Origin of the sequence: Microcoleus sp. MON1_C1, assembly GCF_036701945.1 — a bacterium.
In the GTDB taxonomy this organism is placed as follows: domain Bacteria; phylum Cyanobacteriota; class Cyanobacteriia; order Cyanobacteriales; family Microcoleaceae; genus Microcoleus.
Map to the genome: position 1 here is coordinate 82243 of NZ_JAUBRO010000012.1, position 13795 is coordinate 96037.

The window sequence follows — 13795 nt, forward strand, 5'->3', positions numbered from 1 at the left end:
TGAGATTGCGCCTCTTTCGGAGTTGCGGGAGGGGGAGAAGAGAGCATTTTCCTTTTTCCTAGTTTTGGACGCATGGGTCGCAGGAAACCGGGTTTTTTTACGAAAATACTTCTGTTGCAATCGGCAGAAATGGTAAAAAAACCCGGTTTCTTTGTGTCAAGAGTGCCTCCGGGACTGTTCTATCTGCCGAATGCTTTCGGCCAGATTACGATCGCTTGTCAACCGCCGCCAGCAAGCGCAGACTTCCGTCTTGAACCTGCACTGCTTTCACCGTTCCCACAGCAACTCTTTGTTGACCGTTAGCCATCGCTACCTCAATCTTAATCTTGGGGTCAGCCAGTAATCCCAGCCGCCCCCAGAGCCACTTAACTTGAGTAGCAGGAAAAGAGCGCACTTCTACATCTGAAAAGGGTGAATTAACCCAGCGGCTACCGTCGTAAAAACTCGCTACTTGCACCTGATACCAAACTTGTTCTCCCGCCAATTTTAACTCGTTGTTCGGTTCGGGTTCCAGCCACTCAGCGGGATTGACACTGCTAATTAAAGTAGCAGAACCCATAATTTGACTTTTGTGGGCTTCTAAACTTTCAGCCTGAGAAACTGCTTCCTGAAGTTTGTTGACTAAATTCCGAATTCGACTTCTTGTTTCGCTGTCAGTATCTGATTGCTGGTCGAGCCAATTCATCGCCTCGCGAGCTCCGTCTTGAGAAGCTACAATCAGAGCACCCCAAGCCTTGACATCGGCGTCAGCGGCATTCACTCTCAAGGCGGCGTCTATGCGGTTCCAGATCCGCCCGCTGTCATTTTTGAGGGTTGTGGCTATTTCGTTACTGTTGCTCGGATCGGCTTCAAATACTTGCAAAGCTTCGGCCCAGCGGCCGTCGATCAATTCTGCGAGAACTTGTTGACCGGGACTGGCCCAAGATGCGATCGCCTGAGCCCGAGTAATTTTAGCGTGAAATTCGATCGTTTCTAGCTGAGCTTGCGCGACAGCAGGCCAATTTTTGCCAGCTTTCCCCTTCGCCACACGCATGACATTTAATGCTGGAGACCACAGCCCGCTTTTCGCCAGCCGCAGCCCATTTTTGTAAGTCTCGTCATTGAAAGCAATTTCTTCTAAAGAAATCGCCGTTAACTGAACGGGGTTCGGCAAAAATTTGCGCGGGCCAATTTGATACAGGGTAAATTGCGGCTCTAAACCAACTGTTTGGTCGATCGCCAACTGCGGGTTTTCGCCCTTAACAATTTGCTGCCAATTCGGCGGTTGTCCGGCCGCACTGGCCCACTCCAACAGTGGCATTAAATGATTTTGGCTGGGGTTGTAGCGAACGACTTGTCCGTAGGGAATTTTCTTGTCGCCCCGCTTTAGTTGACCGCTGACATTAAACCAAATGCCCGAGGCGGGGGGCTTTCCGTCAAAGCGGCGCAGTTGTGTTAGGGGTAGCGACTGATTCGAGGCTTGATTGTCAGATGTAGAGTCAGGTAAAGAAGCAATGACAAAAGATTCCGCCGGGCCTTCTACGTTCACAGAACTTGCTAACTGAAAATACTGCTCTTTATCGGAACTGCGATCGGGCAACTGTACTCGCTTGTACACCCGAAGTTCGAGAATTTGGCGGCAAGGATTTGTGCAAACCGTAGAAGCCTTAACCGTTCTTTCTACCATCACTGGCAATAGCAAATCGGAAATAGAATTATCGCGGGATTGATCGACGGGAAGCGGCAGGGGTTCTCCGGTTACAAATCCCAATTTGCGGACGCTGGCTTTGATTTGATCGAGAGTTTGGATCGAATTTCTGCTACCTGTAGGCAGGCGCGACCATTCCGGCACAAACTGAGAGATCAACTTGTTGCCATTGGGATCGACAATTAGCTGATAACTCAGCCAAGCGCCGCCTCCCATCAAAGCTGCACAGCCAGCCAAGACGCTGAGGGCTGTCAAATTAGCTACCAGTCTTTTCCAGGGATATCTCGCCCGAGTTCGGGGAGTAGGTATTAGAAGCTGGGACTCTTGAAGATTTTTGGGGCGTCGGGTTTGGCGCCGGCGTCTTGTCGGAGGAGGAGCAACTTTTCGATTTTCTGGGGGTAAGGCTCGATTTTTTGAGGGGTTAATTTTGTGTTCCATCATCCCATTTTAGAATTTAGATTTTAGAATTTAGGGTTTAAAATTGCAATAGCCGATCGTACTGCCGACCTATGATATCCCAAGTGTATTGGCTTTCCACGAGCGATCGCGCGCTGACAGAGAGATCCTGTCTTAGCTGCTGATTTTCAAACAAACTGGTAATCGCCTCAACATACTCGTGAACTTTGTTCGCCCGCAAGGCCATTCTCGGTTGTGGGCCGCCATCGACGGCTAAACCCTCCAAACCTCGATCGCTGGCAACGACGGGGGTTCCCGCAGCCATCGCCTCCAAAGTTTTATTTTTAATCCCAAACCCAATCCGCATCGGCACCACACAAACAGCAGCTTGATGCAAATATTCTGCCACCCTTTGCACCCGGCCTACTACTTGAATTCCCGGGAGTTTCCCCAAGGCGAGCACTTCCGGGACTGGGGAAGCCCCGACTAGGGTGAGGGTGACATCAGGATACCGCTGCTGCAAAGGCGGCAGTATTTGCAAACTGAGAAACCGCGCCGCGTCAATATTGGGCAAATTGTTCATTGCGCCTGCAAAAATTAAGGTGTGTCCTCCCGGATCGATCGACCGGTACGGAAATTGGGTTAAATCCACGCCGTTAGGAATTACATCTATGGAAGGTACAAAAAAATCTTGTTTTCCTCGCACCTGAACCGGAGGCAACAGTAATTCTAGGAGTTGCTCTCTGTCTGTGGATGTTGTCGCAACAATGCGAGAGAATTTGGAACAGTAGCGTTTTTCGTAGCGGGCGAGTAGCGGTAAATTTAGTCGATCGCGCAGGGGTTTTTCCGACGTGCCGGTTGCTAACATTTCCCTGCAAGTTCCCCAAACGGAACTGTGAATGTTTGCCACTGTCAGCAGTTTTTGCCGCCATTCTGGACGCACGTAAATCTCATTAACGCTGTGCTCGCAGGTAACAGCATCGCATTTGCCTGCTGTTACCAATTCGTCTGCCCAATTCTGCATTGCTTGGGAGTAGCTTGAGAGTACGTTGGGAGGTGTACCCGACTGCAAAAATCGACCAAATCTGTGGAATTTTCCTATTATTTTAGAGAACTCCCCCTCAGTTCCCCCCTTGTTAAGGGGGGGAGGAAAGAAGCCCTCCTCAAGCCCCTGGTGCAGAGTTAGCCCCCCCTTGGCAAGGGGGGGTTGGGGGGGTACTTGCGGGTTGGGAAAAACTGCTAATTCTGTGACTTGCTGGCGCAATGCGTCGATTTGTGCGTCGGTGACATCGGGCGATCGCACAGTGCCGAGAATTACCTCATGCCGCTGGCTCAAGTATTGTAATAAATTAAACGTCCTCACCTGAGTTCCTCCGCGGCTTGGCGGATAGGGAAAAGTCGAGGAAAGCATCAAAATCTTCATGGGATGTGGAATAAATAAAGTTGCCGCTTGCGCGATAAAATTGATTGATTAAATCTTTTTAACAATCTTCGCACCTATGGACGAATTATCTGTTAAGGCGCTGCTCGAAGACTTGAAAAAGTCCGACGAAAGCGTGCGCGATCGGGCAACTACAGAACTCTGGCGCACTTGGTTTAACCAGAAGGGTGAGTATGGGATGCAAATTCTCAGGCGATCGCAAGTTTCGCTGGATGCAGGCGATGTTCACCACGCTTTGGATTTGCTGACGAAACTGATTGCGGAAGCGCCGGATTTTGCTGAAGCTTGGAACCGGCGCGCCGTACTTCACTATACCCAAGGAAATTATAAAAAGTCGATCGACGACTGCGAAATCGTCCTCAAACTGAACCCGGTGCATTTTGGGGCGTTGCACGGTCTGGGTTTGTGCTACGCTGCGTTGGGAGAATACATAAATGCTATTCAAGCTTTTCGTCGCGCTTTGGAAATTCAACCGTTTGCTTTGGTGAATCAAAAGTTAATTCTCGAATGTACGGCTCGTTTGAGTTAAAATCAACTGTGGAGTGAAGAAATAAGGAAGAAGGAAGAAGGAAGAAGGAAGAAGGAAGAAAATCAATGGTTTCAGAATTTTTTCGCAATCTTAAATCTCAAATCTCAAATTGTCTAAGTTAGTGCCGAAAATTAGCGTTTGCATTCCTACTTGCAATCGAGTGCATCTACTGGCTTGTGCGATCGCCAGCGTGCTAGATCAAACTTATACAGATTTTGAATTAATTATCTGTGATGACGGTTCCACTGACAGCACTCCACTGTTGATGTCGGAATTTGTCGATCGCGGGATTCGCTACATTCGCCACCCGCAGAATATCGGCAAGAGTAATAATATGCGATCGGGCTTTGCGGCAGCAAGGGGTGAGTATTTTATCAAGTTTGACGATGACGATCGCCTGAGCGCGCAATTTCTAGAGCGGACATCTGCTATTTTAGATAAAGACCCCAGCATCGATTTTGTCAGTACAGATCACTGGGTGATCGACATTAACAATTATATTGACGAAAAGCAGACGAAACTCAATTCGCAGCGGTGGGGCCGCACCGAGTTGTCGGCTGGAATTATTGAAGATTTGCTTTCCACAGTTTTTCTGAGACAAAGTTTGCAAATAGGGGCAACTTTGTTTCGCCGCCGCGCCCTGGAAGAAGTGGGATTTCTGCGGCCGAATTTGCAAAATTGCGAAGATAACGATTTGTTTGTGAGACTTGCGATTGCGGGCAAAAAATGCTATTACTTGCCTGAGCTGTTGATGGAGTATCGAGTTCATACAGGACAGCAAGGAGTCGATCGGGCAATTCCGTATTTAAGCGATAAATTGCGCTATTTGATCGGCTACGAGTTTGATTCCGACAAGCTGGAAACAGTCAGGCTCCAAAGGATTGCAGAAACTCAATTAGCGCTAGGTTTGCGACTGATTGAGGTGGGTGAAACTGCAAAAGGGCGCCTGATGGTGCGGGCTGGAAAGTCTGTTTCTGAGGCGAAAATGTGGGTTGGTTTGGGATTGTCGCTGCTGCCCGTCGAGTGGCGGAGGAGGGCTTTTGCTGCGGTGCGGGAGTTGGTAAAAGGGGAGTTGTGAAGGCGTAGGATTTCTACAGAATACGCGGCGGTGGAAACCGCGTCTATACACACAAAACTCACAAGGCAAGGGTTGAAAAGTCGGGGGTTAAAATCACGTTTATACAGACAAAACCCATCGAAACAAGTTTAAATTCTTGATTTTCTTGAGTCCCCCTCTACTGGGACGAGAGGCAAGTGTAGACGAGGTTTTAACCGCCGAGTTTTCTGCCGTGTCGGTTTACAACCAGAAATTATCCGATTGATATAGCGGGTAGCCACGGAATATCTGTAACGCCTGGGTCGTAGCCAAGTTGTTTGAGTAGTGTGGTAATTTGCCCTCTATGGTGAGTTTGATGATTGAACATATGTGTCACCAGAACCCAAGTCGGTAGCACGCGGCATTTACCATCTACATTGCTTGTGTACTCAAACGGTTGACTCAACCAGTCAGAATTAAGGTGTCTAGACCATTCTATAATTTGCCGATCCGTTGTCTCCCGTTCTGCTCTCAAAACCTCAAAGTCAGCATACAGTTCTTGACCGATAACGGTACCAGAAAATGGGTGAAGAGTGAAACGACCCATCCATGCTTTGTCACCATACAGTAAGTGATTCAAAGTGCCATGAATCGACTTAAAAAAGGCACCCATATCCTGTTTGCGCTGTTCATCAGGAATTGCCGAGCAGACCGAATATAGATTTTGGTTCATCCAGCAATTGTACTCAGCCATTAGCTGGTAGTAGCTACCGTCGTACATACTCAAAACATAATCACATAGTTTGAACAACTTACATTATACAAATAGGTCTTTCACAATACTCCTGACTCTAATTGGTCTAGATAAATAAATTCAGGAGCTTTAACTCCGGCTTCTTCTCGAATTTTAACCAGTCTAGGCGACTCAAAAAACGCCCTAGCATCTGCGATTGATGTCCAGGCGGAGAAATGAACAATTTTGTTTGGTTCATTGTCATACTTCAAGACTTGATAGGAGCGCTCGCCCGCTTCTTTTCGGATGCTTTCAGCACGATCGAATACCTGTTTCCAAGCTTCATAATTTTCTACTTCATGAATAATTAAGACATACTGCATAGTAATCAGATTCTCTGAGCCTCTCAAAACTTCAAACGACTAATTTTATTAGACTAACTCACCTTGTCTCCAAAACCGACCACAGGAGAGCGAGTAAATTATACCGTAGCGACGGTTGAAAATCCTCCCAACACCGAACAGAGCGATCGCGCTTTCCACTAAAGTAGTAAAGAGTGCCTGATGTAAATAAGTTTTTCCTAAATATCGTGTCTATATTTTCTGAAATTCCGACTGTGTGGTTGCAAATTTCCCTCGTGGGAGTCTGGTTGGGTTTGATTTTACTGGTAGCTGAAGGGTTAAATCGCTTTACTTCTGTCGATCCTGAAGTATCGCGGAAGGTGGTGCACATCGGTACTGGAAATGTGATTTTGCTGGCGTGGTGGCTGGAAATACCCGGTTGGGTGGGGATTTCGGCGGGGGTTTTAGCAGGTGCGATCGCCCTAATTTCTTACCAAGTTCCGATTTTGCCCAGTCTTAACAGTATCAACCGGAAGAGTTTGGGGACTTTTTTCTATGCTGTTAGTATTAGCGTTCTCGTGGCTTGGTTTTGGCCGCTACAGCATCAGGAGTACGCTGCTTTGGGCATTTTAGTCATGACTTGGGGCGACGGATTGGCTGCTGTCATCGGCCAGAAATACGGCAAACATATTTATCGAGTTTGGGGAATACAGAAGAGTTGGGAAGGTTCTGCAACTATGTATTTGGTGAGTTTTGCTGTTAGCAGTTTGATTTTGCTGACGGTTCAAGGCAATATTTGGCAAACTTGGGCTGTGTCTGCTGTTGTAGCTTTGGCGGCTGCTACTTTGGAGTCGGTTTCCAAGCTGGGAATTGACAATCTGACTGTGCCCATCGCCAGTGGGGCGATCGCCTTTTTCCTAAATCAATTTTTGATAATTGGTAATGTGTAATCTGAACTTCCCCCCACGGGGGCGTTGCTGGATACAGGTATGAATTCAAGATTTCGCTGCTATAAACTGCCTTGCGGAATAGAGGTATGAATTAAAGATTTCCTAATTGCTATAAGCCCGCTTGAGGGTGAGTTTTGTAACTTCAAGCGAAAAGGTAATTCATACCGTGAATCAGCAAGGCCAATTATCAATGGTCTAAGTCTCGTTAAAGCAGCCGACGTGCTTGTAAAATTTGTTGTTGCCATTGCTCGAAAGCGGGGATTTTTGAGCGATCGTCTGTTGGAAACATCGCCCTGATTTGCTCCATAAGCTCGATCGCCAGCGGTACGCCAAGCTGCAATTGTTCCAAGACATCCCGCTGAGCAAAAACGGTTTCCGGTGTTCCTTCTAAAATCAGTTTTCCTCGATCCATTACAAACACCCAATCCGCCCAGCGGTAGATGAAATCGAGGTCGTGACTTGCTAAAAGGATGGTGGTTCCAGCGCTGTGAATTTGTTGAAGTAAACCGATCAGTTGTCGGGTGTGACGCGGATCGAGATAGGCGGTAGGTTCATCTAGCAGCAGCAGTTTGGGCTTGAGAACCATGATATCGGCGATGGAAACCCGCTTTTTCTGGCCCAAACTGAGATTGTGAATTGGTTCGCGGGCGAGTTCGCTTAGATCGAATTGCTCGATCGCCTGCTGCACCTGTTGAGCAATTTCGGATTCTCTTAAGCCTAAATTGTACAATCCGTAGGAGATATCTTCTTCTACCGTCGAAGCTACTAATTGATGTTCGGGATTTTGAAAGACGAGTCCGATTTGTTGGCGCAGTTGCATCAAAGATTTGCGATCGTAGCGAAAGGGTTCACCTCGCCAGCTAATGATTCCCTGTTGGGGTTGATATAAGCCATTTGCTAACAGAAAAAAGGTAGTTTTGCCACAGCCATTTTGACCGATGAGCCCGCAGCGTTTCCCGGCGGGGACTTTGAGGTTTAAATCATGAATTGCCGATCGCGAACCGCAGGGATAGGAGTAGGAAGTGCCAGCGAATTCGAGAATCCATTCAGACATATTCGTTATTTTTTATTTTTTATAGCCTTGTTCCCAGGCTCTGCCGGGGAATAAATACCCGGAGGCATAGCCTCCAATTACCCATTACCGATGAATGATTACCAATTACCGATTACCGATTTCCATTGTATAGCAATCCTTGCAGGAGTCGTAAACTTTTTACCCCACCCCAACCCTCCCCTTATCAAGGGGAGGGAGTAAGAAATTCACAAATGATTTAGGATTGCTATATTTGTGTCAGCCTTCATCTGATTTTGACAACTGCCAAAGTTGCATTTCATAACAGAGATGTTGCTCAAAAAGTTTGCCCGCTTCCAATCCTTCAACCACCAACTTCTTGAACCAGCGGCGAAATATCCAGCGCAGGAATTTGTGTACGGGGGGAACTGTGATCGCAATCAAATCGGCAACATAGATCATTGTATTTAGTCCATATCGGCGGAAAGTATCGACATACAAATCGATAGTCGGCAAAATATGGGCGGAAATATCCTCACTTTTTACTAAAGTGAATCCAGCCAGCTTTAATGCTGCATGAAGTTCCGTAACAACATGACAATTAGAGAACATTCCCTCTTTATAATTAGCATCAGAGCGCAGCATATCAGCCAGCAAAACGTAGCCGCCCTGATTGAGGATTTTGGCGGCACCGTTAGCAATATCAACAGCCGACATATACTGGCTACTTTCGCTAAAGAGAATAAGATCGTAGAAATGGGTTGCTTTGAAGTCTTCAAACCTCGTGAGGTGGAAGATTGCCCGATCGCCAGTACACTGGAGAAAGCGCTGCTGTTGAAACGGATCCGGTGCGAGCCCTTCGACTGCAAAACCTCGATCGAGCAAATAAGCCGCATTTCCGCCAATCCCACAGCCCACATCGAGTATCGTATGAGTGCCTTTGGGGATAGCATCCAACAGTTTTACAGTATAAGCTTGCTGAGCGAGGCGCAATCGTGCGATCGTTAGTTCGTCAGCGGGCACAGGTAGGGTTTCCCAATAGCCGTAGTGAAGGTAGGGCGAATCTGTCAGGCCCAAATAGTAATTAAGCGCTGCATTTTGGTAGCGAGTTACCTTGGAGATTTCGATGGATTTTGGCTGCGACATTCGGAAAATTTAGTAAGTTTTAGGATTTCGGGCAGAGTTGAAATTCTTCCCAGCGCTTGCATACTTGTTCATAGCACTCAACAGGAGAAATTGCCAATTTTTGCAACAAATTGATATCAATCTGACCGTTGGCGATGGACAAAAATATAATTGCTTCCTTGGGTTGGTAGCCAGCAATGATTTGGAGCAGATTTGAAACAGTGTTCTCCTCTATTTCTAGTTGTTGCAAATAAACGGTTGCCTCCAAGTCGGAAATAAATTGCAGATCGTACTTTATAGTATCTACGCTCCAATTCACAGAGCCGTTAATGGGAGTATTGATTTTGCAAGCAACCAAGCCCCGTCCTCGATGCAAAAAGCCATTCCAAGCAGTATGTCCGATCGGCAAAATATTCTGGTGAATAAACAAGTTTTGCCAGTAGCCAAAACTACCCTGCCAAACACTATCTTCAATTCGCATTTCTTTTCCCTTAAAATAATATACGCTTCCGAACACAGCTCGAATTACATCAGCGTTCATCTGTGTTTATCTGCTGATATCTGCGGTTAAAAAACCCCAATCCAATAATTAAAAAAATAATAAACTCACCATCATCCATACCTCGCAGATGAAAAACAACAGGTAAACAAATCGGCGGGCATCCTGACTCAGAGATCCAATGATCTCATTACAGTTGCGGGACAGCGCCGGATTCGCACCGAACTTTCCCCCTTGCGTCTGATGGCTGTTCTCCATCAGAGCCGATCGATATACGGGGATATTACCACTATTTGGGATATTTGACAAAAAAGCGATCGGACATCTGCAACAATTCTTGTGGGGAGTAGGGGTTAGGCATCCTGCCGGCCCAAGACTTCCTTTTCAAGTCTATATTGTGATTCGGTGTGTCGCCAGTCATCGGAACAATTTTTACCTGGATAAATTCATGCCGATCCTGAGAATTTACTTCAGCTTATAGATATTTTTCAGCCGTGTAGGTTGGGGTTTCAACGGGCGCGATTATATACAACGCTCTCCTTTAAATTTCCCCCTTTTATTTTCTCTTAACAATCATGTTAATTAAACATAAAATTCGAGTTTAATCATGCTAAAAAAAAGGCAATATACCTGTTCCACAAAGAGTTAATTTGATTGGGAAGTGGGCATCCTGCCCGATCGCACTTAACAAACTTACCGCAGCGGGACAAAGTTATAGCCAGTGCTTCCTCCTTGTTTAACTTCCACTAAAATCGGCTTACCAGCCCGATCGCCCGTGGGCAAAAACTTCACATCCTCGCTCGATCCTGCTGCCGAGAAATTCGGATTTCTGAGTGCTTGTTGCAACCCTTCCCGCGTATTGCTTTGCCCCAAGCCAGCGATGACAGCTTGAGTCGCGTCAAAACTCGTTGCGGTTCGCCAATTTACTACTCCTCCCCAACGCTGGCGGGCATTTTTAGGAAATGGATTGTTGGGATTAGTTCCAGGATGCCACGGAACAGGCAAAACAAGCCCGTCAACGTCTTTTTGCCCGTCTTTTAGCGTTTGAAAGGTGTAAAGAGTGGAATTGCTGTAAAGCGCTAATTTGCCTTGATTTGCACGCGCTAGATCGATCGCGCGATCGATGCGATCGACGTGGGATGCTACCATCAATCCTTGTGCACCTTGGCTAACAGCATCCGCGATCGCAGTGTTAGGATTAAATGTCGGCGCTGACAAGTCGCAGACAATAGGAACTAATCTGCCACCTGATGCTGAAAGAGAGGCAATAAATTCATCCTTAAACGAAGCTTTGCCAGCAGCTTGAGAGTCGTAGCAGAAGGCAATATTGCTTTTGCCGACTTGTTTGACGATATACTCTGCTAAAGGAGCAGTCATCGATCGACTATTGGGGACTGTCCGAAAAATATAGCTGCCCAAACCTGACAAATTATTCGTACTGCTGGTAGGTGTGATCATCACCAGTTTCTTTTCCTGATAAATTGGAGCGGCAGCTAAAGACGCAGTGCTGTCATTGTGTCCGATTACCGCTAGAATTTTCGGGTCATTTGCTAATGCTGCTGCAACTTCTCGTGCAACTTCTGGACGGTTGTTGTCATTGACAATTTCAACTTGCAAACCGGCACCGTTAATTCCTCCCCTAGTGTTGATTTCATCTTGAGCTTGGGCGACACCTCGGAGGATTTCTTGGGCGATGTTGGGGTTGCTGCCGCTCGGCACGCTGACGGCAATTTTCAGAGAAGTGCGATCGCTTACTCTCGCATTATTCAAATAGATTACCGTTTCCGGATCGTTGCGATTTTGTTGCAGCGAAGCCTGAAATTTTTGAACAGCTTCTTTGTAATCTCCTTTGGCAAAAGCTGTAACGCCTGCTTGCTTTTCGGCTGTTGTTTGCGATGTCAGCAATATCTGATTTCCTAAACTCATGCGAGTTGCGATCGCACCCGATGGACTCGTTCCCGATGGACTCGTTCCCGATGTAGGTGTATCTGAACTTTTGGATGCGAATAAACCGGGAAGGAACTTGTATGCGCCAAACCCAATTAAGCCGAAAATGATTATAAAAACAATGGGTGGCGGACTTTTTCTTTTGTTAGTATCTTGATACATGATTTGTTCTCCTTATTTTGATATTGTTTGGAGGCTCTTCCTCCGGGTACGCATTCCCTGGCAGAGGCTGGGAACAAGAATAATTAGTTTGATCGCACGAAAGCAAACTTACCGCAGCGGGACAAAGTTATAGCCAGTGCTTCCTCCTTGTTTAACTTGTACTAAAATCGGCTTACCAGCCCGATCGCCCGTGGGCAAAAACTTCACCTCCTCGCTCGATCCTGGTGTCGAAAAACTCGCATTTCTGAGTGCTTGTTGCAATCCTTCCCGCGTATTGCTTTGCCGCAAGCCAGCGATCACAGCTTGAGTCGCATCAAAACTCGTTGCTGTTCGCCAATTCACAATTCCTCCCCACCGCCGACGGGCATTTTCGGGGAAAGGGCTGCCGGGATTAGTTTCTGGATGCCAGGGAACGGGCAATACTAAGCCGTTAACGTCTTGTTGTCCGTCTTTTAAAGTTTGAAAGGTGTAGAGCGTAGTGCTGCCGTAGAGTGGCAATTTGCCTCGATTGCTGCGAGCCAGAGAGATGGCACGGTCAATGCGATCGATGTGGGGTGCTAGCATCAATCCTTGTGCACCTTTGCTGACAGCATCGGCGAGGGCATTGTCGGGATTAAAAGAGGGTAACGAAAAGTCGCAAACAGTGGGAACTAATCTGCCTCCAGCAGCAGTAAGAGAGGCAACAAATTCATCTTTAAATGATATGTTATCGGGTGCTTGGGAGTCATAACAAACCGCAATATTAGTTTGGCGTTCTGTTTTAACTACATATTCTGCTAAGGGAGCTGCCATTACGCTAATATTGGGGACTGTCCGAAAGATGTAGCTGCCAAATCCTGAGAGATTATTGGCAAAGCTCGTCGGTGTCACCATTACCAGTTTTTCTTGCTGATATATCGGAGCCGCTTCGAGAGACGCATTGCTAGCATTGTGTCCAATTACTGCTAGTATATTCTGATCTTTTGTCAATGTCTTTGCAACTTCTCTGACCACTTCTGGACTATTGTCATCGTTGACAATTTCTACTTGCAGTTTGGCGCCGTTGATGCCACCGCTAGTATTGATTTCATCCTGAGCTTGGGCGACACCTCGGAGGATTTCTTGGGCGACATTGGGGTTACTACCAATGGGGACGCTGACAGCAATTTTTAAGGAAGAACCATTGCTGGCTGTAGCCTTATTCAAATAAATAATGGCATTATTCAAATAAATAATGGTTTCGGGATCGTTGCGATTTTGTTGCAGCGAATCCTGAAAATTTTTGACGGCTGCTTGGTAATCTCCCTTGACAAAAGCTTCAACGCCGGCTTTTTTTTCTGCTGTTGTTTGGGATGCCAGCAATATCTGATTTCCTAAACTGATGCGATTTGCGATCGCCCCCGATGTCTCTGAACTTTTGCCCGGAAATAAACCGGGAATAAACTTGTATCCGCCAAACGCAATTAAGCCGAGGATAATAAAAACAATGGGCGGCGGACTTTTTCTTTGGTTAGTATCTGGATACATGATTTGTTCTCGTTATTTTGATATTGTTTGGAGGAGCTTCCTCCGGGTACGCATTTTCAGCTCTGCCTGGAATGAGAAAATCTAAACAGTTCAATGAATTTCCAATATATTCGGATATTGGGAAAACAAAGGGATGCGGGTACCAACAGTTTTTATCCGCACTTTTTTACCAGATTGTTTTGCTTGAATGAGCTTGCTTTGAACGTCGGAACTGTTGAATTTGAACCACCAAAACGTGTCTGAATTCATAAACACGCCGGAGTTGGTGTGAATTAGCCGGAGTTCGCTGGACTCGCCGGATCGCCGACTTTCCAAATCAATCACTTGAACCTCTTGTTCTTGCACGTTGGTGTAGTTTAACACTGCCACAGGAAGGTTGCAGACAACAACCCACATTAAAAATGAGTTTTGAAAAAACCAATTAGACAGAA

The 13795-nt window shown here is 46.6% G+C and carries 13 protein-coding genes and 1 riboswitch; of the genes, 3 read left to right on the forward strand and 10 right to left on the reverse strand.

The window, feature by feature from the left end; translation table 11 throughout:
• Positions 1 to 205 precede the first annotated feature (205 nt).
• Together QUA62_RS09225 and QUA62_RS09230 are read right to left on the reverse strand one after the other, a co-directional pair.
• Complete coding sequence (locus tag QUA62_RS09225; protein WP_333403526.1) at positions 206 to 2128, reverse strand: hypothetical protein; 1923 nt, start codon at positions 2126 to 2128, stop codon at positions 206 to 208.
• A gap of 34 nt (positions 2129 to 2162) precedes the next feature.
• On the reverse strand, positions 2163 to 3506 hold the full coding sequence (locus tag QUA62_RS09230) for a glycosyltransferase family 4 protein (protein WP_333403527.1): 1344 nt from the start codon (positions 3504 to 3506) through the stop codon (positions 2163 to 2165).
• 76 nt (positions 3507 to 3582) lie between these two features.
• On the opposite strand from QUA62_RS09230, the gene QUA62_RS09235 reads away from it, so the two are divergent.
• Positions 3583 to 4053, forward strand: a complete 471-nt coding sequence (locus tag QUA62_RS09235; protein WP_190656060.1) for a tetratricopeptide repeat protein — start codon at positions 3583 to 3585, stop codon at positions 4051 to 4053.
• Between the two features lie 121 nt (positions 4054 to 4174).
• Positions 4175 to 5131: a glycosyltransferase gene (locus QUA62_RS09240; protein ID WP_333403573.1), complete on the forward strand. Its 957-nt coding sequence runs from the start codon at positions 4175 to 4177 to the stop codon at positions 5129 to 5131.
• 232 nt (positions 5132 to 5363) lie between these two features.
• Here the strand turns inward: QUA62_RS09240 and QUA62_RS09245 are convergent, their stop codons facing one another.
• Together QUA62_RS09245 and QUA62_RS09250 are read right to left on the reverse strand one after the other, a co-directional pair.
• Entirely contained in the window at positions 5364 to 5870 is a 507-nt protein-coding gene (locus QUA62_RS09245) for a DinB family protein (RefSeq protein WP_190656062.1), read from the reverse strand.
• Positions 5871 to 5923: 53 nt separating this feature from the next.
• Positions 5924 to 6205: an antibiotic biosynthesis monooxygenase gene (locus tag QUA62_RS09250; RefSeq protein WP_190733824.1), complete on the reverse strand. Its 282-nt coding sequence runs from the start codon at positions 6203 to 6205 to the stop codon at positions 5924 to 5926.
• Positions 6206 to 6411: 206 nt separating this feature from the next.
• Here QUA62_RS09250 and QUA62_RS09255 point away from each other — a divergent pair, with 206 nt between their 5' ends.
• Entirely contained in the window at positions 6412 to 7113 is a 702-nt protein-coding gene (locus QUA62_RS09255) for a diacylglycerol/polyprenol kinase family protein (RefSeq protein WP_445301648.1), read from the forward strand.
• A 205-nt stretch (positions 7114 to 7318) separates the two neighbouring features.
• Here the strand turns inward: QUA62_RS09255 and QUA62_RS09260 are convergent, their stop codons facing one another.
• The 6 genes from QUA62_RS09260 to QUA62_RS09285 form a co-directional block, all read right to left on the reverse strand.
• Positions 7319 to 8167, reverse strand: coding sequence for an ABC transporter ATP-binding protein (locus tag QUA62_RS09260; protein WP_333403528.1), 849 nt, complete (start codon positions 8165 to 8167; stop codon positions 7319 to 7321).
• A gap of 237 nt (positions 8168 to 8404) precedes the next feature.
• Entirely contained in the window at positions 8405 to 9271 is an 867-nt protein-coding gene (locus QUA62_RS09265) for a methyltransferase domain-containing protein (protein ID WP_333403529.1), read from the reverse strand.
• A 19-nt stretch (positions 9272 to 9290) separates the two neighbouring features.
• Positions 9291 to 9791, reverse strand: coding sequence for a hypothetical protein (locus QUA62_RS09270; RefSeq protein WP_333403530.1), 501 nt, complete (start codon positions 9789 to 9791; stop codon positions 9291 to 9293).
• Between the two features lie 96 nt (positions 9792 to 9887).
• Positions 9888 to 10032: riboswitch (cobalamin riboswitch) on the reverse strand.
• Positions 10033 to 10442: 410 nt separating this feature from the next.
• Positions 10443 to 11858, reverse strand: coding sequence for an ABC transporter substrate-binding protein (locus QUA62_RS09275; protein ID WP_333403531.1), 1416 nt, complete (start codon positions 11856 to 11858; stop codon positions 10443 to 10445).
• Positions 11859 to 11966: 108 nt separating this feature from the next.
• Positions 11967 to 13364 (reverse strand): ABC transporter substrate-binding protein, encoded by a 1398-nt coding sequence (locus QUA62_RS09280; protein WP_333403532.1) that lies wholly within the window; start codon positions 13362 to 13364, stop codon positions 11967 to 11969.
• Between the two features lie 90 nt (positions 13365 to 13454).
• Entirely contained in the window at positions 13455 to 13760 is a 306-nt protein-coding gene (locus QUA62_RS09285; protein ID WP_333403533.1) for a DUF1523 family protein, read from the reverse strand.
• Positions 13761 to 13795 lie beyond the last annotated feature (35 nt).